This window comes from Boseongicola aestuarii, from assembly GCF_900184815.1.
In the GTDB taxonomy this organism is placed as follows: Bacteria; Pseudomonadota; Alphaproteobacteria; order Rhodobacterales; family Rhodobacteraceae; genus Boseongicola; species Boseongicola aestuarii.
Window position 1 is genome coordinate 264,458 of record NZ_FXXQ01000001.1, and the last position, 18,744, is coordinate 283,201.

The 18,744-nt window shown below is 59.2% G+C and carries 19 protein-coding genes; 8 read left to right on the top strand and 11 right to left on the bottom strand.

Annotation, left to right across the window (positions count from 1 at the left end; genetic code table 11):
- Positions 1–150 precede the first annotated feature (150 nt).
- Positions 151–387 carry a BolA/IbaG family iron-sulfur metabolism protein gene (locus BOA8489_RS01290; protein WP_093972163.1) on the top strand — a complete coding sequence of 79 codons (237 nt, stop codon included), beginning with the start codon at positions 151–153 and terminating at the stop codon, positions 385–387.
- Positions 388–414: 27 nt separating this feature from the next.
- Positions 415–774 carry a Grx4 family monothiol glutaredoxin gene (grxD, locus tag BOA8489_RS01295; protein WP_093972164.1) on the top strand — a complete coding sequence of 120 codons (360 nt, stop codon included), beginning with the start codon at positions 415–417 and terminating at the stop codon, positions 772–774.
- Between the two features lie 81 nt (positions 775–855).
- Here the strand turns inward: grxD and rplI are convergent, their stop codons facing one another.
- From rplI to rpsF, 3 genes are read right to left on the bottom strand one after another with little or no spacing between them, the layout of a single operon-like run.
- A complete protein-coding gene (rplI, locus tag BOA8489_RS01300) occupies positions 856–1,500 on the bottom strand; it encodes a 50S ribosomal protein L9 (protein WP_093972165.1) in 645 nt (214 codons plus the stop codon).
- 13 nt (positions 1,501–1,513) lie between these two features.
- Positions 1,514–1,741 (bottom strand): 30S ribosomal protein S18, encoded by a 228-nt coding sequence (gene rpsR, locus BOA8489_RS01305; RefSeq protein WP_093972166.1) that lies wholly within the window; start codon positions 1,739–1,741, stop codon positions 1,514–1,516.
- A gap of 18 nt (positions 1,742–1,759) precedes the next feature.
- The gene (gene rpsF, locus BOA8489_RS01310) at positions 1,760–2,113 is read right to left on the bottom strand and encodes a 30S ribosomal protein S6 (RefSeq protein ID WP_093972167.1); all 354 of its coding nucleotides are present in this window, start codon (positions 2,111–2,113) and stop codon (positions 1,760–1,762) included.
- 207 nt (positions 2,114–2,320) lie between these two features.
- On the opposite strand from rpsF, the gene BOA8489_RS01315 reads away from it, so the two are divergent.
- Positions 2,321–2,944: a hypothetical protein gene (locus BOA8489_RS01315; protein ID WP_093972168.1), complete on the top strand. Its 624-nt coding sequence runs from the start codon at positions 2,321–2,323 to the stop codon at positions 2,942–2,944.
- Between the two features lie 98 nt (positions 2,945–3,042).
- Here BOA8489_RS01315 and BOA8489_RS01320 read toward each other — a convergent pair whose 3' ends face one another.
- Positions 3,043–4,902, bottom strand: a complete 1,860-nt coding sequence (locus BOA8489_RS01320; protein WP_217897923.1) for a BCCT family transporter — start codon at positions 4,900–4,902, stop codon at positions 3,043–3,045.
- Positions 4,903–5,180: 278 nt separating this feature from the next.
- On the opposite strand from BOA8489_RS01320, the gene BOA8489_RS01325 reads away from it, so the two are divergent.
- The 4 genes from BOA8489_RS01325 to BOA8489_RS01340 all read left to right on the top strand — a co-directional run bounded on the left by BOA8489_RS01325 (position 5,181) and on the right by BOA8489_RS01340 (position 9,718).
- Positions 5,181–6,404: an aminotransferase class V-fold PLP-dependent enzyme gene (locus BOA8489_RS01325; protein WP_093972169.1), complete on the top strand. Its 1,224-nt coding sequence runs from the start codon at positions 5,181–5,183 to the stop codon at positions 6,402–6,404.
- 16 nt (positions 6,405–6,420) lie between these two features.
- Entirely contained in the window at positions 6,421–7,842 is a 1,422-nt protein-coding gene (locus BOA8489_RS01330) for a cryptochrome/photolyase family protein (RefSeq protein ID WP_093972170.1), read from the top strand.
- 76 nt (positions 7,843–7,918) lie between these two features.
- Complete coding sequence (locus BOA8489_RS01335; RefSeq protein ID WP_093972171.1) at positions 7,919–8,692, top strand: 3-hydroxybutyrate dehydrogenase; 774 nt, start codon at positions 7,919–7,921, stop codon at positions 8,690–8,692.
- A 9-nt stretch (positions 8,693–8,701) separates the two neighbouring features.
- A complete protein-coding gene (locus tag BOA8489_RS01340) occupies positions 8,702–9,718 on the top strand; it encodes a patatin-like phospholipase family protein (RefSeq protein WP_093972172.1) in 1,017 nt (338 codons plus the stop codon).
- A gap of 11 nt (positions 9,719–9,729) precedes the next feature.
- Here BOA8489_RS01340 and BOA8489_RS01345 read toward each other — a convergent pair whose 3' ends face one another.
- From BOA8489_RS01345 to metG, 7 genes are all read right to left on the bottom strand, one after another.
- A complete protein-coding gene (locus BOA8489_RS01345; protein ID WP_093972173.1) occupies positions 9,730–9,951 on the bottom strand; it encodes a hypothetical protein in 222 nt (73 codons plus the stop codon).
- A 42-nt stretch (positions 9,952–9,993) separates the two neighbouring features.
- Positions 9,994–10,632: a 2OG-Fe(II) oxygenase gene (locus BOA8489_RS01350; protein WP_093972174.1), complete on the bottom strand. Its 639-nt coding sequence runs from the start codon at positions 10,630–10,632 to the stop codon at positions 9,994–9,996.
- A gap of 56 nt (positions 10,633–10,688) precedes the next feature.
- Positions 10,689–11,408 carry a DUF502 domain-containing protein gene (locus tag BOA8489_RS01355; protein ID WP_093972175.1) on the bottom strand — a complete coding sequence of 240 codons (720 nt, stop codon included), beginning with the start codon at positions 11,406–11,408 and terminating at the stop codon, positions 10,689–10,691.
- Between the two features lie 71 nt (positions 11,409–11,479).
- The gene (locus tag BOA8489_RS01360) at positions 11,480–12,415 is read right to left on the bottom strand and encodes a pseudouridine-5'-phosphate glycosidase (RefSeq protein ID WP_093972176.1); all 936 of its coding nucleotides are present in this window, start codon (positions 12,413–12,415) and stop codon (positions 11,480–11,482) included.
- Positions 12,412–13,296: a PfkB family carbohydrate kinase gene (locus BOA8489_RS01365; protein ID WP_093972177.1), complete on the bottom strand. Its 885-nt coding sequence runs from the start codon at positions 13,294–13,296 to the stop codon at positions 12,412–12,414. The genes BOA8489_RS01360 and BOA8489_RS01365 overlap by 4 nt, the downstream gene beginning before the upstream one ends.
- A 44-nt stretch (positions 13,297–13,340) precedes the next feature.
- Positions 13,341–15,767 carry a GcvT family protein gene (locus BOA8489_RS01370; RefSeq protein WP_093972178.1) on the bottom strand — a complete coding sequence of 809 codons (2,427 nt, stop codon included), beginning with the start codon at positions 15,765–15,767 and terminating at the stop codon, positions 13,341–13,343.
- Positions 15,768–15,878: 111 nt separating this feature from the next.
- A complete protein-coding gene (metG, locus tag BOA8489_RS01375) occupies positions 15,879–17,597 on the bottom strand; it encodes a methionine--tRNA ligase (protein WP_093972179.1) in 1,719 nt (572 codons plus the stop codon).
- Between the two features lie 294 nt (positions 17,598–17,891).
- Between metG and rpsB the strand changes: the two genes are divergently transcribed.
- Positions 17,892–18,704, top strand: coding sequence for a 30S ribosomal protein S2 (gene rpsB / locus BOA8489_RS01380; protein ID WP_093972180.1), 813 nt, complete (start codon positions 17,892–17,894; stop codon positions 18,702–18,704).
- Positions 18,705–18,744 lie beyond the last annotated feature (40 nt).

Sequence of the window (18,744 nt, forward strand, 5' to 3'; positions counted from 1 at the left end):
CTTAGATACCAATAGGAACCCGCCAGCCCCTTGCAGAGCACGCTCAAACTCTGAGAGGCAAACGCTTCCCTCCAGGAAACGCCCGGCAAACCTTGCAAGGCCCGCACCTCGGCTCTACATCTGGTTCAAGGAACAGGAGACCCTTTCGAAATGCCCATGCAGGCCCATGAAATCGAAGCTTTACTGCGCAAATCCTTTCCGAATGCGCAGATCAAGGTCGACGGCGACGACGGCGTACATATGTCCGCTGTCGTGATTGATGAGAGTTTTCGCGGCCAAAACAGAGTGCAACAGCAACGCGCAGTCTATGCCGCATTGAAAGGCAAGATGGACGGAGCAAACGGCGAACTTCACGCCCTCGCTTTGACCACAAGAGCCCCCGATTAACGCTCGACAAGAGATAGGAAGAAATAAATGTCCGCTCAGGATCAGATCAAAGACAAAGTGACCACCAATGACGTCGTGCTTTTCATGAAAGGCACGAAGACAATGCCGCAATGCGGTTTTTCAAGCAAAGTGGCCGGTGTGCTGAACTACATGGGCGTTGATTACGCCGATGTGAATGTACTCGCCGACGAGGAAATCCGTCAGGGCATCAAGGAATATTCCGACTGGCCGACAATCCCGCAACTTTACGTGAAAGGCGAATTTGTCGGCGGCTGCGACATCTTCACCGAGATGACGCTGTCGGGCGAGCTGGACACGCTTCTCGAAGCGAAAGGCGTGACATTCGACAAGGACGCGGCTGAACAAATTCGGGCGCATAACAGTTAAACGTCCCGCTCCAAGTCATTGTGCAGAAACAAAAAAGGCCGCTCGGGTGAGCGGCCTTTTTATGTTTTGTCTTGCGAAACGTCAGGCTTTGTCTTCGTCCGACTCTTCGGCCTCGTCCACAGCTTCGCTGCGTGGTGCAACGTCGTCCGCGGAGGCCAGCTCATCAAGCTCAGCCGCACCGATGTCCTCGAACAACTCGGCGATCTCAAGCTCGGCTGCGGCTTCTTCTTCCGCTGCCTGATCTGCCACGTTGATGCCCGACGCCTGAAGCTCGGCCTCTTCGACGGAACGTGCGACGTTCAGCTCGATGGATGCGTTCACCTCAGGGTGCAATACGACCGTCACAGCATGCAGTCCAAGGTCTTTGATCGGTGCCGACAGAACAATCTGCTTGCGATCGACCGAAAAGCCTTCTGCCGTTGCGGCATCCGCAGCGTCACGTGTCGTGACAGAGCCATAGAGCGAACCGCCATCCGATGCGGACCGGATCACGACGAACTGCTGACCATCCAGCTTGGCGGCAAGCGCTTCAGCTTCTTTCTTGGTCTCCAGATTACGCGCTTCCAGCTGCGCTTTTTGCGCTTCGAACTGGCTGATGTTGGCTGCAGACGCCCAAAGGGCTTTCTTCTGCGGCAACAGATAGTTGCGGGCATAGCCGTCTTTGACCGACACGACGTCGCCCATTTGACCCAGCTTGGCCACGCGTTCCAAAAGGATAACTTGCATTGCTCAAATCTCCTTATTTCACGGCGTATGGCAGAAGGGCGAGGAAGCGGGCGCGTTTGATTGCACGGGCCAGCTCACGCTGCTTCTTGGCCGAAACGGCGGTGATACGGGACGGAACGATCTTGCCGCGCTCAGAGATATAGCGCTGAAGCAGTTTCGAGTCCTTGTAGTCGATCTTAGGTGCGTTATCGCCCGAGAAAGGGCAGACCTTACGACGGCGGAAAAATGGTTTACCAGCCATATTGATTGTCCTTCCTGATTAGCGGCGTTCGCGGCGTTCGCCACGTTCGTCTGATTTACGCATTTGAACCGAGGGGCCTTCTTCGTGCGCGTCGACCTTGATGGTCAACACGCGCATGACGTCTTCGTGCAGACGCATCAGACGCTCCATCTCCTGAACGGCTTCAGCAGGTGCATCCGACTTCATGAAGGCATAGTGGCCCTTGCGGTTTTTGTTAATCTTGTAGGCCATCGTCTTGACGCCCCAGTACTCGTTCTCGACAAGGCTTCCGCCATTGTCGGACAGGACTGTGCCAAAATGTTCGATAAGGCCTTCGGCTTGCGTGTTGGACAAGTCCTGACGCGCAATCATGACATGCTCGTAAAGGGGCATGCGATCTCCATCATTTTCAGGGCGCACTTCAAAGGACTAGGGCTCATCCGCCGCTCTCGTCCACGAGAGGTTGCGCCGGTCAATCAATATTGCGGCGGATCAGCGGCTTATACACGTCCACATTCATGATGCAACCCCGTCCAAAAGTTGCCCTTTTTTCCGGCTATCACAATTTCACAGACTGGAACCAAAAGGGACTTTCGCCTTATGGCATTGCGCAGCACAGGAAACGTGGACCCTGACAAGCCGGGGCTTGAATTCATCAACATGCCTTGGGGTTTTCGTCTCCGACCCGCCGACATGAGGGAAGACAAGGGCGAGACGCTGACAGAATGGGCGCTGACCTTCCTCGGGGGGGTGCTTTTGCTCAGCGCTTTTGGCCAGTGGGTGCTGCCCGGCAGTCTTTATGGTGGCGATATGATCGCCATGAAACTGATGCTGACGGCTGTTCTTGGGGTGGCCGGGGGCCTGATAATCTCGATTTCAGCGCGCGGCTTTCGCCCCGAAGTTCAGGTCGACCGCCAGCGCCGCGAAATCCGCTTTGTGTCGCGCAACCCGCGTGGCCGGGGCGAGGTTCTGGCCACGGTCGATATCGATCAGGTCATCGGCGTCGGCGTCACCAAGTCGATCGACGGTCCTGACTGTCACTGCCTGATTTACCTCATCAACGGTGAAAAGCCCCTGCGGCTTGCCTCGGGCACCGAAAAAGAGATCATCGCAATCCGCAAGATCATGGACGATTACGTCACGCCGGCCCAGGAACGTCTTGCGGCGAAAATGGCCAGCAAAGCCGCGCGCCAACACGGCGACGATGTTGCTGTCGCCGTTTAAAACCCACATCACGTCAGTCCTGCGACACCCGTCAGTCAAATGAAAAAGGACCCCACCGCAGACGCGGCAGGGTCCCTGTGTGTTGTGTCCGTTGGACGTTATTCGGCCGGCACACCTTCTGTCGGCGCATCGTCCACGTGGGTCGTCGCCAGACCGTGCTTTTGACGCATCCCGTCACGCCAGATCGCCTTGATCAGCGCGATCCCCATCAGGACCATCACAAGGCTGAACGGCAGGGCTCCGATGACCATGGCTGTCTGGATTGCACCCAGACCACCTGCGATGATCAAACCACCCACGACCAGTGCCAGAGCCGCGCCCCAAAACAGGATATGAGGACGCGCCTTCGGGCCTTCGTCACCAGCGGCATTGATCGTGTTGATGATCAGAACCGCGCTGTCCGCCGACGTCACAAGGTATGTCAGCAGCAGGATCACCACCAGAACCGACATGGCGTAAGCCAGACCCTCGCTCAGCATGACGGCCAGCATCGCAAAGAGCTGATCCGCCTGACCTACACCTGTGATCGCGCCATCCGCGCCACCGTTGAGTTCCAGATCGATCGCTGTGCCGCCCACAAGTGCGAACCACACAAAGCACATCAGCGCCGGGATGATCATTGCACCAAGGACGTACTCGCGGATTGTGCGGCCCTTTGAGATACGTGCAAGAAACACGCCAACGAACGGAGCAAAAGCAATCCACCAGGCCCAGTAGAAGATCGTCCAGGCCCCTTGCCATCCGGACAGACGTCCTTCTGTCGCAGCGGCATAGGCTGCTGCGATATCGGCGGGTGGCAGGGCTGCTGCAGACGCAGGCAAGCCTTCCGTAAAGGACTGAAGTGTTCCCCATGGGCTCTTGGCCGCATCGTAGACGCTGGCCAGTTCATCGGCAGGCAAGGCCTGGATCGATGCCGGCGCAGTCGCCGCGAAGGTATCAGCCGCGACAGGGGCCCAAACAGTAAAGATGTTGCCTGGAATTGAAACGAGATAGTCCCAGATGCCGACGAACAATGCCGTCAGACCGAAGAACGTCGAACCAAACAACAGAAAGAAAATCAGCACGAAGAAACTCAGTCCCATGTTGATGTTTGACAGCCACTTGATGCCTTTGCCTACGCCCGAAAGCGCAGACAATGTCGAAGCGCCCATGATCACGAGGAGGGCCACGATGATACCCGCCGTGGACGAACTTACAGACCCATCCGCTGCCGTTGACTGCAACCAGTCTCCAAATCCGATGCGCACCAGACCAGAGACGAACTGCTCGACACCGAAGCCGAGAGTCTGTGACACACCCAGTACTGTGGCTACAACCGCAACCACGTCCACCGTGTGTCCAACCGGACCCGACAGCTTCTTTCCAAAGATCGGCGTCAAGGCCGAACGGATCGTCAAAGGCAGGCCGCGGCGATATGAGAAATAGGCTAAAGCCAGTCCTACGATGGCATAAGACGCCCATGCCGCCAGTCCCCAGTGCGTGAACGACCAAATATAGGCGTCACGGACGTTTCCGGCCGTGCTGCCTTCGGTCAGGCCCTGAATTGTGCTTGGGTTTGTACCGAAGTGGTAGATCGGCTCGGCCGTCGCAAATGTCAGCATGCCGATACCAATACCGGCCCCGAACATCATGGAGAACCACGAGAAATTCGAGAACTCGGGTTTGTCGGAGTCCAGACCCAGTTTCAGGCGTCCCGCCGTCGGCCAAAGCGCCAGCGCAAAACACAGGATGACGAAGAAGGCCATCACATAGACATACCAAAAGCTGAAGGTCGCAAGAATGGTGGAGTTGAGCGCGCCAAGTACGCTCGCCGCCTGATCAGGAAACGCGATGGCCCACAGGATCAACCCCCCAACCGCAAGCTTTGCGGTGATGGTCACATCCTTGGTGAAGCCTTTATAGAAACCGGATTCTGCGACGCGTATCGGCAGATCGGTTACCGGTGGTTTTACTGGCACTTTGTTGTCCCTCCCATGATTTCATTTCATCGACGCGCGAATAGCGAAAAAGTCGATGCTGAAAGATGTTGTTGTAAAATCTCTATAGACGAAAAGCGTAGTCGGCGAAAGCGGATCACTCAGACCTCACAAGCGACTCTATTTCCTTTTTTCGCGTCAATAGGTCCGAAAGGTGCCGGGCCAATGGACGGCGCAACGTCATTCCGGCTCTGCGTTGCGCTCGCCGGCCGCAGCCGCCATTGTGACCTTTCAAGATCGCCCAACTGAAAGCCTGACCGTTGAAAAACCTCGACTCGGACCTCGTTCGCTCCCTATTTCCCGCATTCCAAGACCCTTCTCTTGCGGACCAGGCGTTTTTTGAAAGCGCCGGTGGGTCGTACCCGTGCAAATTCGTGACCGAACGCCTTGAACGCTTCTACCGCGAACGCAAAGTCCAGCCTTTTTGGGCCTTCCCCGCAAGTCGCGTCGGAGGCGAAGAAATGGACGAAGCACGTAAACGTTTGTCGGGCATGCTGGGTGTCGACCCCGACGAAATCGCGTTTGGCCCCTCAACAACGCAGAACGTTTACGTTCTTGCGCAGGCGTTTCGGGAATGGCTCGAACCGGGTGACGCAATTATCGTGACCAATCAGGACCACGAGGCCAACACCGGCGCTTGGCGGCGACTGGCGCAATCAGGAATTGAGGTGCGCGAATGGCAGATTGACGCTGACACCGGACATCTTGACCCTGAAAGCCTCGCACCACTGCTGAAGGGCGCGCGGCTTTTGTGTTTTCCGCATTGCTCGAATGTCATCGGCGAGATCAACGACGTCGCCGCCATCGTCCGACAGTCCAAGGCCGAAGGCGTTGCAACTTGCGTCGACGGTGTCAGCTATGCACCGCATGGTTTTCCGAACGTGACCGAGCTTGGCTGCGACATCTATATGTTTTCGGCCTACAAAACCTACGGTCCGCATCAGGGTATTATGGTCATGCGCCGCGAACTCGGCGAGGTGCTTCCGCCACAATGTCACGACTTCAACAAAGGCGCTCTCTACAAACGTTTTGCGCCTGCCGGTGACGACCACGCACAAGTCGCGGCCTGCGCCGGAATGGCCGACTATGTCGATACACTTTATGCTGCTCTCGATGGTCCGCAAACCAACGCGGCCGGACGCGCATCGGCGGTTCATGACGCGATGCGCGCCCGAGAGATCGAACTCTTGGAGCCACTGCTTGACTTTTTGGGATCAAAAAATTCCCTAAAGGTGATAGGCCCAAAAGATGCTGGAAAACGCGCCCCCACTGTCGGAATTCTGGCCAATCGCCCCGGCGAGAACATCGCCAACGATCTGGCAACCCACAATATCAACGCAGGCGGAGGGGATTTCTATTCCCCGCGGCCCTTGAAAGCCATGGGCATCGACCCCGCGCACGGCCTGTTGCGGGTCTCATTCACGCACTACACTTCGGACAGCGAACTTGACCGGCTGATATCGGCCCTAGATCACGTCTTGTGATCTGAACGAGGACTTCATGGCAGACAAAACCCCGGTCATCTGGTGGGTGCGACGCGAATTGCGCCTGCACGACAATCCCGTGCTTCAGGCCTGTATCGACATGGATCGCCCGATTATCCCCGTATTTATTCTGGACGAGGTATTTGAAACTTATGGTGCCTGTCCGCTCTGGCGGTTCGGGCTGGGCGCCGGGACATTTGCCGAAACGCTGGAAAGTCTGGGCTCGAAACTGATCTTCCGGCGCGGCAAGGCGCTCGATGTGTTGCGCGATCTGATCGAAGAGACAGGCGCGAAGGCGATCCGCTGGGGCAGGGCCTATGACCCCGATCAGATTGCCCGCGACAAGGACGTAAAAGCCGCCCTCAGCGACAACGGCATCGACGCGGCAAGCGTCTCGGCGCATCTGCTGTTCGAACCCTGGAAGGTTGAAACCAAGACCGGCGGGTTTTATCGCGTCTATTCGCCGTTCTGGCGCGCGGTCAAAGACACCCAGATCAGCGAACCGCTGAAGGCCCCGAAATCAATTCCCGCACCCGACGCATGGCCCGCATCAGACGACCCCGCCGACTGGAACCTCGCTGCCGCCATGAACCGCGGCGCTGACGTCACTGTCAAACATCTCCGCCTCGGGGAACAGGCTGCTCTTGACCGTCTGCACCTGTTCGTCGACGAAAAAATCGACGCCTACAAAGCCCGCCGCGACTTCCCCGGCGAAGACGCCACCTCGGGCCTCAGCGAAAACCTCGCATGGGGCGAGATCAGCGCGCGCACCCTGTGGCACGCGGGCCATCGCGCGATGGACGAAGGCAAGAAGGGCGCCGAACACTTCGTCAAGGAAGTCGTCTGGCGCGAATTTGCCTATCACCTGATCTGGCACACACCGCACATCGTTAACGACAACTGGCGCGAAGGCTGGGACGGGTTTCCCTGGAACGAGGACGAAGGCACACCCGAAGTTCAAGCTTGGAAACAAGGCCGCACGGGCATCCGCTTCGTCGACGCTGCCATGCGCGAGATGTATGTGACGGGGCAAATGCACAACCGCGCCCGCATGATCGTGGCCAGCTACCTGACGAAACACCTGATGACCCACTGGAAGATCGGCCAGCGGTGGTTCGAAGACTGTCTGACCGACTGGGATCCGGCGTCGAACGCGATGGGCTGGCAATGGACCGCAGGATCCGGCCCGGACGCGGCACCCTATTTTCGCGTCTTCAACCCGGTCACCCAACTCGACAAATTCGACGAAAACCGTGCTTACGAGAAAGCCTGGATCGCCGAGGGCAAGGCCAAACCTTCGGACACCGCGCTGTCCTACTTCGATGCTATCCCGGAAAGCTGGGATATGTCGCCCGAAGCGGATTACCCCAAGCCAGTTGTCTCGCTCGAAGACGGCCGCGCCCGCGCGCTCGATGCCTATTCCAACCGCGATTTCTAAGTGGTGTATTGCGGCCCGCAGGCCTATGCTGCGCTGCAAAACATATGCCGCGCGAGCGAAATAGAGGAGCCACGTCATGTCCCTTAAAGGAAAAACCGCCGTCATCACCGGGTCAAACTCAGGCATCGGCCTGGGCATCGCGCAGGAACTTGCCAAGATCGGCGTGAATGTCGTGCTGAACTCCTTCACTGATGACGACGCCGATCACAAACTGGCAGCGGATATCGCTGCCGAACATGGGGTCGAAGCCCGCTATATCAGCGCCGACATGTCCAAAGGCGACGACTGCCGCGCGCTGATCGAAAAGGCCGGCGCGTGCGATATCCTGATCAACAACGCCGGCATCCAGCACGTCGCGCCGATCCAGGATTTCCCGACCGACAAATGGGACGCGATCATAGCGATTAACATGTCCTCGGCCTTCCACACCTCAGCCGCTGCCTTACCAATGATGCGTAAGGCGGGATGGGGCAGGGTGATCAATATCGCCTCGGCCCACGGCTTGCGCGCCAGCCCGTTCAAATCGGCCTATGTCACAGCGAAACACGGCGTGGTCGGCATGACCAAGGTCGTCGCTCTTGAAACCGCCAAGGAGCCAATCACCGCAAACGCCATCTGCCCGGGCTACGTCCTGACCCCGATGGTCGAAAAGCAAATCCCAAGCACCGCGAAGGAATACAACATCTCGGAAGATGAAGCGATCGAGAAGGTCATCCTTGCCAAACAGCCGTCCAAGGAATTCGTCACGGTCGAGCAACTGGCCGGGATCGTGACGTTTCTCTGCTCGGACGCCGCCGCACAGATCACAGGAACCAGCATCGCTGCCGACGGCGGCTGGACCTCGCAGTAAGGCGCGGTCTTGACCAGAAAGATCAATCTCGCGCTTCAGGGCGGCGGCGCACACGGGGCGTTCACCTGGGGTGTCTTGGACCGCATTCTGGAAGACGACGAGATCGAAATCGCCGGCATTTCGGGCACCTCGGCAGGTGCTTTGAACGGCGCCGCCCTGAAAGCCGGTCTGTTGACGGGCGGGCGTGAAGGCGCGCGCGAAAATCTCAGCTGGCTATGGGGGCGTATCGGCTCACTTGGAGATTTGCGTCTCTCCGGCTGGATGGCCGGGATGGGGCCGTCCGCGGGTACGATCAGCCAGGCCCTTGAATACTCGGTGCCATTCAACATGGCCGACGCGGCCAGCCGGGTGTTTTCGCCCTATCTCTATGGTCCGTTCTATCGCAATCCGCTCGAAAAAATCGCCTCGCGGTTTCGCTATGAAGCCGTCTGCGCGGATGCGGGTCCTGCCTTCTTCGTCTGTGCGACAAATGTGGAAACCGGTAAGGTGAAGGTGTTTTCCGGCGACGAGATCAACACCAAATCCATTCTCGCCTCGGCCTGTTTGCCGACGCTTTTTCAGGCCGTCGAGATCGAAGGCGTACCCTACTGGGACGGTGGATATACCGGCAACCCGGCGCTGTTCCCGCTGTTTGCAAAAGACCTGCCAAGCGACATCGTCGTGGTCAATATCAACCCGCTCGTACGCCCCGGCACCCCGAAAGAACCACGCGAAATCCTGAACCGCATCAACGAAATCAGCTTCAATTCATCGCTGCTGCGCGAATTGCGCGCCATCAATTTCGCCCAACGCCTTCTGGCAGAAGGAAACGTCGCGCCAGATGCGTTGAAACGTGTGCATGTTCACATGATCGCGGATGATGTGTTGATGACCGACCTCGGCGTTGCGTCAAAGATGCTGCCGACACCGGGCGTCATTTTCGAACTCAGAGACGCAGGTCGCACCGCAGCCGACGCCTTTCTGGATCAGCACCGAGACAAAATCGGTGTCGCCTCAAGCGTCGATCTCGCTGAAATGTACGAATAAAGTCGCGCCGCCTATTCGCGCGGAACACTGCTTCCACCGGACGAACTGGCCGCCGCGGCAAGGATCACAAGCAACAGCAACGGCACGACAAATCCGCCCGACGACGCGGCGGCGGACTCGGCGACGATCACTTCGGGCTCCATCAACGGCTGCGCGACACCGCCCGCGTGCAAGGGCGCGGTTGACATCGAAATGCTGGCGACGGCAACGGCGGCTGGTTTCAGGTAGTTCATCTGTTTTCCCTATCGGAACTGGGACGTCCCAAGCGTTAAGGCCTAATACACCAAAAAATCGCCGTCCGCAGGGGGGTAGCTGCGAGGAATATGGAAATGGTGCTCGCGCCACCACACTGTCAGAACCCACTTCATGCCGGACGTGGGACCAAACCCGACATGCGCGCTGTCGGGATGCACCTCGTTCGAACCCAAGAGATTGTTTGCAAACAACAAAACCCGCCCAAGCTTTGGCCGCACAGCAATCTTCAGGTTCGGAAATGCCGTCTGGCCTTCGTCCTCGATATCGTTGAGATAACAGATGCTTGTGAACAGCCGCTGTCCGCCCTTCATGAAATCCTCGCGCGTGGCGCCGTGTTCGTCGTAGCCATCGAAATGAACGTCGAACAATTGCTCGCCCTCATACCGGATCAGTTTTGACGTCTCGGCGTGTTCAGGTGGCAGGCGCACGATAGCGGAAATGCGCGTCATCAGATCGGTCAGCAAGGGATCGCTCCACTGATCGACGATGGCCGCCTGATGCGTGCGCTTTTCGCCGACAACGCGGCCCTGCTCAGTACCATAGGTCGGTCGAGCAAGGCGGTCCTTGCCCGCCGCAATTGCCGCGTCGGCCACGTCCTGACCGAACACGCCGTCAAACACCGCCACCAAGGGGTTCACATTCAGAATACGGCTTTGCATGTCGATCTTGCCCCGAATTTCAACTCGCGATCACGATACAATCGCGCCCTGCAAGTTCAAGAGGCCCGCGCGGGTGGCTGGCGCACTTCTCCGATCGGGGTCGGTGCTTCGCTTTTGTCGTTGGGGTAAACAAGACCCGCCGAAATCACCAGTTTCGCCGCATCTTCGACCGACATATCCAGCTTGATAACGTCCTTCTTCGGCAGGAACAGCAAGAAACCCGAGGTCGGGTTGGGCGTGGTCGGCAGGAACACCGCCGTCTTGGCATCGTCGCCCTCGATCTTGCCGTCGATTTCACCTTTGGCCGAGGTCGAAATAAAGGCAATCGCCCAGATGCCCTTGCGCGGATACTCCACCAGACAGGCTGTATCAAAGCTGGTTTCGGACTGCGCGAAAACCGTTTCTGCTATTTGTTTCAATCCATTATAGATCGATCTTACCACGGGAAGTCCCTGCACCAGCCCCTCGGCCCAATTGAGCAGCGACCGTCCGATCAACCCCTTGGCAACCCATCCGACAAGCACGGTGAAAATCAGAAAGACCACCACACCCACGCCGCGGATATTGAGGCCGATGTATTGGTCGGGGCGCAGCCAAAGCGGCACGAACGGCAGTACCCAGCCATCGACCCAACCCGCGACGGTCCAGATCAGCCAAAGGGTCAGCGCTATTGGCGCGACCACAACAAGTCCGGTCAGAAATGACGACCGAAAGTTCGAGAACATCCCCCGCTTGGGACGCGTCGGTTCGGAATTATCGTCGAAAGGTGTGCTCATAGGACGTTTTCCACGTTTCTCATCGTAACCTAAGCGCGCAATTCAGGCGCATCAATGGGGCAGGACGCAAATCAACCGTTTCTGTCCTGCTTGGCAAGGTAATCGGCGATTTCACTGGCAAGACGTGCATTATTGAGCACAAGCGCGATATTCGCCTCAAGCGAGCGACCCTCGGTCAGCTCGAAAATCCGTTGCAGCACATAAGGCGTGTTCAGCGCCCCGGACATTCCGTTTCGTTCCGCATCCGCAATCGCCCGGTCAATAACGGGGTTTATGACGTCCAGCGGGATCTCGTCCGCTTCAGGGATCGGATTGCCCACAAGATGCCCCGTTGTCTGGCCAAGTGCGCGCGACATGGCAAAATCCTGCGCGATCCCTTCGGCCGTTGCGTGCCCGACACCGCCTTCGATCTTCTGGCCATGCCAGCGCGACCAGAAGGCCGGGAAGGGGGTTTGACCCACCGTCGAAACAGGCACCCCAAGCGTTTCCAGAACTTCCATCGTTTTCGGCACGTCCAGGATCGCCTTCGCACCTGCGGACACGACGATCACCGGCGTGCGCGCCAATTCCTGCAAATCCGCCGAGATGTCGAAACTCGTCTCAGCCCCGCGATGCACGCCGCCGATGCCGCCCGTCGCAAAGACCTCGATCCCCGCAAGATGTGCAGCGATCATCGTCGCGGCCACGGTCGTCGCCCCAGTAGAGCCGGATGCCATGCACCCGGCCAGATTGCGCCGCGACAGCTTCATCACTTCTCGGCTGCCCTTGGCCCCGAGACGCTCCAGATCGGCGTCCGAAAGCCCGATCTTCAAGTGACCGTCGATCACCGCGATCGTGGCGGGTGTCGCACCAGCGTCCCGCACGATCTGTTCGACGGCGCGCGCGGTTTCGATGTTGCGCGGATAAGGCATCCCGTGACTGATAATCGTCGATTCAAGCGCGACAAGCGGCGCGCCGCTGGCGCGCGCCTCGGCCACCTCGGGCGAAAAATCGAGTGGCAAACTCATGATGGAACATCTCCTGAAACATATACGGCAGCGGCGCGCAAAGCCGCGTTCAGCGCGACATCCGGCGCATCCCCGCGCGCTTCGGCCGCCATATGCGCGGCCATGAACGTATCGCCCGCGCCAGTCACACGCGTGACCAGAACTTCCGGCGGCGTGGCAGTCAAAACGCCACTCGCACCCGCATGGGCCGCCGCGCGCCCGCCATCGGTGACCAGAATGCTCGCCGCACCGCGTTGCAGCAAGGCAGCGGCCGCTTCCGGCGCGGTTTCGAACATCGCATTACAAAGCAGCCCGGCTTCTTCGAGGTTGACGTAGATCGTCGCATTGGCGCTGTCGAGCAGGGGCATCAGACGCTTGGCCTTTCCCGGCGACGCCGGAGCCACCCGTAAATCTGCGTTTGCAAACAGGGGGCTTTGGGCGATATCGCGCAGCAGTTCTTCGGTCAGATTGCCATCAAGCGCGATCTGTCCGGCGTAAGGCGCGGCCGCGCTGCCCAGACGGCCATCGCGCAGCGGCGTCAGGATTTTCGCATCCGCCGCTTCCAACGAATGGGCGTCCGCAATCGCCGCAATCAACCCGTTCGCGCCCTCGATCGCCATGTAGACGTCCGTCGGCAAATCCTCCGATCGATAAACATACCCGGTTTCCATACCCAACCGCGCGGCCGCCGTGATCAGCTCGTCGCCTTCTTCGTCGCGACCGATGGCGGTCAGCAAGACAGGGCGCACGCCGAACCGCCGCAACGTCATCGCGATATTCATCGCCACACCGCCCGGAATGCGCGTAATCCGCCCCGGCACATCCGAGCCGACCCGCATCACCGCGCTGGCCCGTCCGATCACGTCCCAAAGGACCGACCCGATGCAAAGTACGTCTTTCATGGGCGTGGGTTTGAACGCCAAAGCCGCGCTTGGCAAGCCCGCGATTAGCCTGCCTTATCGCGAAGCCGCACCCCATCCGGGTCAAACGGCGGTCTTTCCAGCACCCGCGCCTTGTGCGGTTGCCCGAGGATCGCCACATGCACCGTATCTCCAGGTGCCGCGCTTCCCGCCTTCAGATAGGCGAGCGCCAGAGATTTCCCGACGAAATAGCCGTAAGCACCGGACGACACCTGCCCAATCGGCGTACCATCGGTTGCAAAAATCGGCTCGCTGCCAGAGGCATCCGCCTCAAGCGCATCAATCTCCAGCAGGACCATCGTTTCGCGCGCGGGCTTGTCGGCAATGGCTTCCCAGGCCGCCTTATTGAGGAAATCCTTGTCCCGTTTGATCAAGCCGCCCAATCCGCTTTCATGCGGCCAATACTCGGGACTGTAATCGCGCCCCCAGGACCCATAGCCCTTTTCCAGCCGCATCGACATCAGGGCGCGCCCGCCAACGGGCCCCGCTCCAAGCTCTTTTCCGGCGTCCAGCAAAGCCCGGTAGAGCACCACCTGATCGCCCTCGGCGCAATGCAATTCCCAACCCAGATCGCCAGTAAATGATACCCGGATCGCCACGCAATCAACCCCCGCCACACTGATCCGCCGCGAGCGCATGAACGGGAACCCTTCGTTCGCCAAATCCGTGTTGGTCAGGCGCCCAAGCAACTCGCGCGACCGCGGCCCCGCGACATTGAACCCCGCAATGCTCTCGGTGAGACTTTCGAACGTCGTGCCGTCGGGCAGGGGGATCGCGCGGAAGAACCGCAGATGAAACCGCTCGGCCATGCCGGATCCGACAACCCAGAATTCATCCTTGTCCAAACGCGTCACAGTGAAATCCCCGGCCACGCCACCACGTTTGCCGATCAAAGGCGTCAGACAGGACCGCCCCACCTCGTGGGGCATCCGGTTGGCGAACAGCGCATTCAGCCAGTCCTCGGCCCCCGGACCCTTCACGCGATACTTGGCGAAGTTCGAGATATCGAGGATCCCGGCGTTCGTGCGCAGCATCTTCACCTCACGCCCCACCGGCTCCCACCAGTTCTGTCGCGTAAAGCCATAGGTTTCCGCGTCAGGTTCCCCTTCAGCTGTAAACCACAAAGGATGCTCCCAACCAAAATTCAGCCCGAAATGCGCGCCCATGTCCTTTTGCATCTGGTAAACGGGGCGCACCCGCGCAGGTCGCCCGGCCACGCGTTCCTCGTTCGGGAAATGGATCTTGAAACGGTTCGCATACTGATCCCCAACCCGCGCCTTGGTGAAGGCCTTGCCAGCCCATGCGCCGTACCGCGCCATGTCCCACCCAAACATGTCCAGCGTCGGCTCGCCTTCCACCATCCACTCCGCCGAAAGCCTCCCCAGACCGCCGTTCTGGGAAAAGCCCGGAATAATCCCGCAACAACAGAAATACCCGTCCAACTCGGGCACCGGCCCGAACAGGGCCGCGCTATCGGGCGACCAGATCATCGGCCCGTTGATCACCCGCTTGATCCCGGCCTCGCCCACGGCAGGCACCCGGTCGATCGCCCGCATCATATTGTCTTCGATGCGCTCCAGATCGTCGGCAAACAGCTCATGGCCAAAGCCCTGCGGCGTGCCGTCTTCCGCCCAGAACCGGACGTCCTTCTCATAAGCCCCAACCAAAAGACCCTGACCCTCTTGCCGGAGATAATACTCGCCATCGCGATCCGCCACAGACGGCAATCGCCGGTCCATCGCGGCGATCTCTGCAATCGTCTCGGTCACGAAATACTGATGCTCGGTCGGTAACAGTGGTAAATCCACGCCCGCCATCGCGCCGACTTCGCGTGCCCAAAGTCCGGCGGCATTCACCACCCAAGGCGTGCGAATATCGCCCTTTTCGGTCCGCACGATCCAACTGCCATCCGGCTGCTGCTCCGTCGCAATAACCGGCGTAAAGCGATGAATTTCCGCCCCCCGCTGCCGCGCCCCAACAGCGTAAGCATTGGTCACCCCGGACGGATCCACGTTGCCCCCGTCGGGCTCAAACATGATGCAGCGAATACCGTCGAAATCGACCAGAGGATGCAACCGCTCGGCCTCATCCCGGCTCACCTCATGGAAATTCATCCCATACCGCCGCGCTTTTGCTTCTTGTAGCCGCAGTTGATGCTCGCGTGCCTCGGTTTGCGCCAGATACAGGGATCCGGGCTGAAACACCCCGCAGCTTTGCCCGGTTTCAGCCTCCAACTCGGCATAGAGGTTCATCGTATAATGCTGAAGCCGCGAGATATTCGTGCTGTCATGCAGCCCGTGGATGTTGGCCGCCGCGTGCCACGTCGACCCACTTGTCAACTCGGATCGCTCCAACAGGACCACATCCGACCACCCCAGCTTTGCAAGATGATAGAGTATCGAGCATCCGATAACGCCGCCTCCGATGACGACGGCCTGAGCATGGGTGCGCATGAGGTATCCTATTGCTGCTTCCTGGGCAGCTAAGAAGCCTCACGCTCGGCGGTCTGAGCGAAAAGCGCCATTTCCTGCCAAGTTTGCGGCGGATTTGGTTCAAGCGGTAGTTTAAGTGCGCCGCCCCGAGAACTTCGCTTTCCAGTCTTCCACTTCTTCGTCGGTGATCTTGCGGAACAAGACATCCGGCACGGCAAAGGCGTGACCAGCGGGCAGGGCGCCCAAGGCTGCCCGCACATCATCGGGCCAAGACGTGTCCAGCGTGTTCATCGAACTCAGCATCCGCGCCGCCGCATCCGGAATGAACGGCGCTGAAATCACCGCATAAAGACGCACAAGGTTTAACGCCAAGCGCACAATCGCCGCCGCGCGGTCCGGATCCTCCTTGAACACAACCCAAGGCGCCGCCGACTGCAAATACTCATTGCCCAGCACCCAAAGCGCGCGCAACTCAGCCGCCGACTTCCGCACTTCCATCGCTTCCATCTGCGCCGAATACTTCGCCAAACCGTCTTCAAGCCGCGCAATCAGCGCCTCTTCATCCGGCCCCCATTCCCCGCCAGAAGGCACGCCCTCGCCAAACTTCGACCGGCAGAACTTCGTGATCCGGCTGACGAAATTGCCCAGCACATCTGCCAGATCCTTGTTTACGGAAGCCTGGAAATTCTCCCAGGTAAACTCACTGTCCGAGCTTTCCGGCGCATGGCTGAGAAGCCACCAGCGCCAATAATCGGCAGGCAGGATCTCCAACGCCTGATCCATGAACACACCACGCCCCTGCGAGGTCGAAAACTGCCCGCCATCATAATTCAGGTAATTGAACGACTTGATGTAATCGACCAGCTTCCATGGCTCACCCGAGCCGATGATCGTTGCCGGGAAGGACAGCGTGTGGAAGGGCACATTGTCCTTGCCCATGAACTGGACGTATTTCACGTCGTCCGCGCCCCTGTCGGTACGCCACCAGCGCTCCCAGTCGTCGTCAGGACGGCCCAGTGCATCTGTCCATTCCTTCGCACAGGCAATGTATTCAATGGGCGCATCGAACCAGACGTAAAACACTTTGTCTTCCATTCCCGGCCACGGCTGATCACCGCGCTTCACCGGCACGCCCCAGTCCAGATCCCGTGTGATCCCCCGGTCCTGCAAACCGTCCCCATCATTCAGCCACTTCTTGGCAATCGAAGTCGTCAGGATCGGCCAGTCCGTCTTGCTGTCGATCCAGGCCTGCAACTCGCCGCGCAAGGACCGCTGCTTCAGGTAGAGATGCTTCGTCTCGCGCACCTCAAGATCGGTCGAGCCCGAAATTGCCGACCTCGGCTCGATAAGGTCTGTCGGGTCCAGTTGCTTGGTGCAATTCTCACACTGATCGCCCCGCGCCTTGTCATAGCCGCAGTTGGGGCAGGTGCCCTCGATATAACGATCCGGCAAGAACCGCCCGTCCGCATGAGAATAAACCTGCGACTCAACGACTTCCTCGATCAAACCCGCATCCGCCAGCCTGCCCGCAAAATGCTGCGTCAGGCGACGGTTCTGCTCGGAAGACGACCGCCCGAACTTGTCGAACGACAACCCGAACCCATCCGACAAGTCCTTCTGAACCGCCCACATCTCCGCACAATACTGCTCCACGGGCTTGCCGGCCTTCGCCGCCGCCAGTTCCGCAGGCGTGCCATGCTCATCCGTGGCGCAAAGGAACAAAACCTCGTTCCCGCGGCTGCGCATATACCGCGCATAAAGGTCCGCCGGCAGTTGCGAACCCACCAGATTGCCCAAATGCTTGATCCCGTTGATATACGGTATCGCGGAAGTGATCAGAATGCGCGCCATGCCAGGAAGTCCCCTAATTTCAGCGCCAAGCACTTACCCCAGCCCGCCGCGCGCGTCACCCCTTCTTCTGTTGGAAAATATCCTGGGGAGCGCGAGGGGCAAAGCCCTTCGCACACCTCGGCGCCGAAGGCGTCGACAACACCCCTTGCAAACCATCCCAAACCCGTCTAAGTCGCGCTCACTTCACAGGCAGAGCTTGGGTCGTCCGGGGGAGAAATCCCCGAACAATCCGCCGGTTGGGAGAAATCCCTTGATGGCTCTGCCGAGGCGCGAAACCGGAAAGGAACCTTGGACATGGCGCTCCCTGAATTCACTATGCGTCAGCTTTTGGAAGCTGGCGTTCACTTTGGTCACCAGACCCAGCGATGGAACCCCAAGATGGGTGAGTTCATCTACGGCGACCGCAACGGCATCCACATCATGGATCTCACACAGACCGTCCCAATGCTGGACGCCGCGCTGAACGTGATCCGTGAAACCGTTGCAAAGAACGGCCGCATTCTGTTCGTCGGCACCAAGCGTCAGGCACAAAAGCCCGTCGCCGATGCCGCAGAGCGTTGCGCACAGTATTACATGAACCATCGCTGGCTTGGCGGCACGCTGACCAACTGGAAAACCGTTTCCCAGTCGATCAAACGCCTGAAAGCCATTGACGAGCAGATGGAAGGTGGCGCCGAAGGCCTCACCAAGAAAGAACGTCTCGGCATGGAGCGCGAGCAGGCCAAACTGCAGGCCTCGCTTGGTGGCATTCGCGAAATGGGCGGCGTACCCGACCTGATTTTCGTCATCGACGTGAACAAGGAAGACCTCGCCATCGCCGAAGCCAAAAAGCTCGGCATCCCGGTTGTGGCTGTGGTCGACACGAACTGCTCGCCCGATGGTGTGGATTACATCATCCCCGGCAACGACGACGCAGCCCGCGCCATTGCGCTTTACTGCGATCTGGCCAGCCGCGCAGCCCTCGACGGCATGAGCGCACAGCTCGGCGCCGCCGGCGTTGACCTCGGCGCGCTGGAAGAAGCCGTCGAAGAAGCCATCGAGCCAGAAGCAGCCCCGGCTGCTGAAGCTCCTGCAGAAGACGCAGCGGCAGACGCCAAAGCCGAATAAGGCTGGCATAGACCGCAAAGACAGATCAGGGCGCGACGAA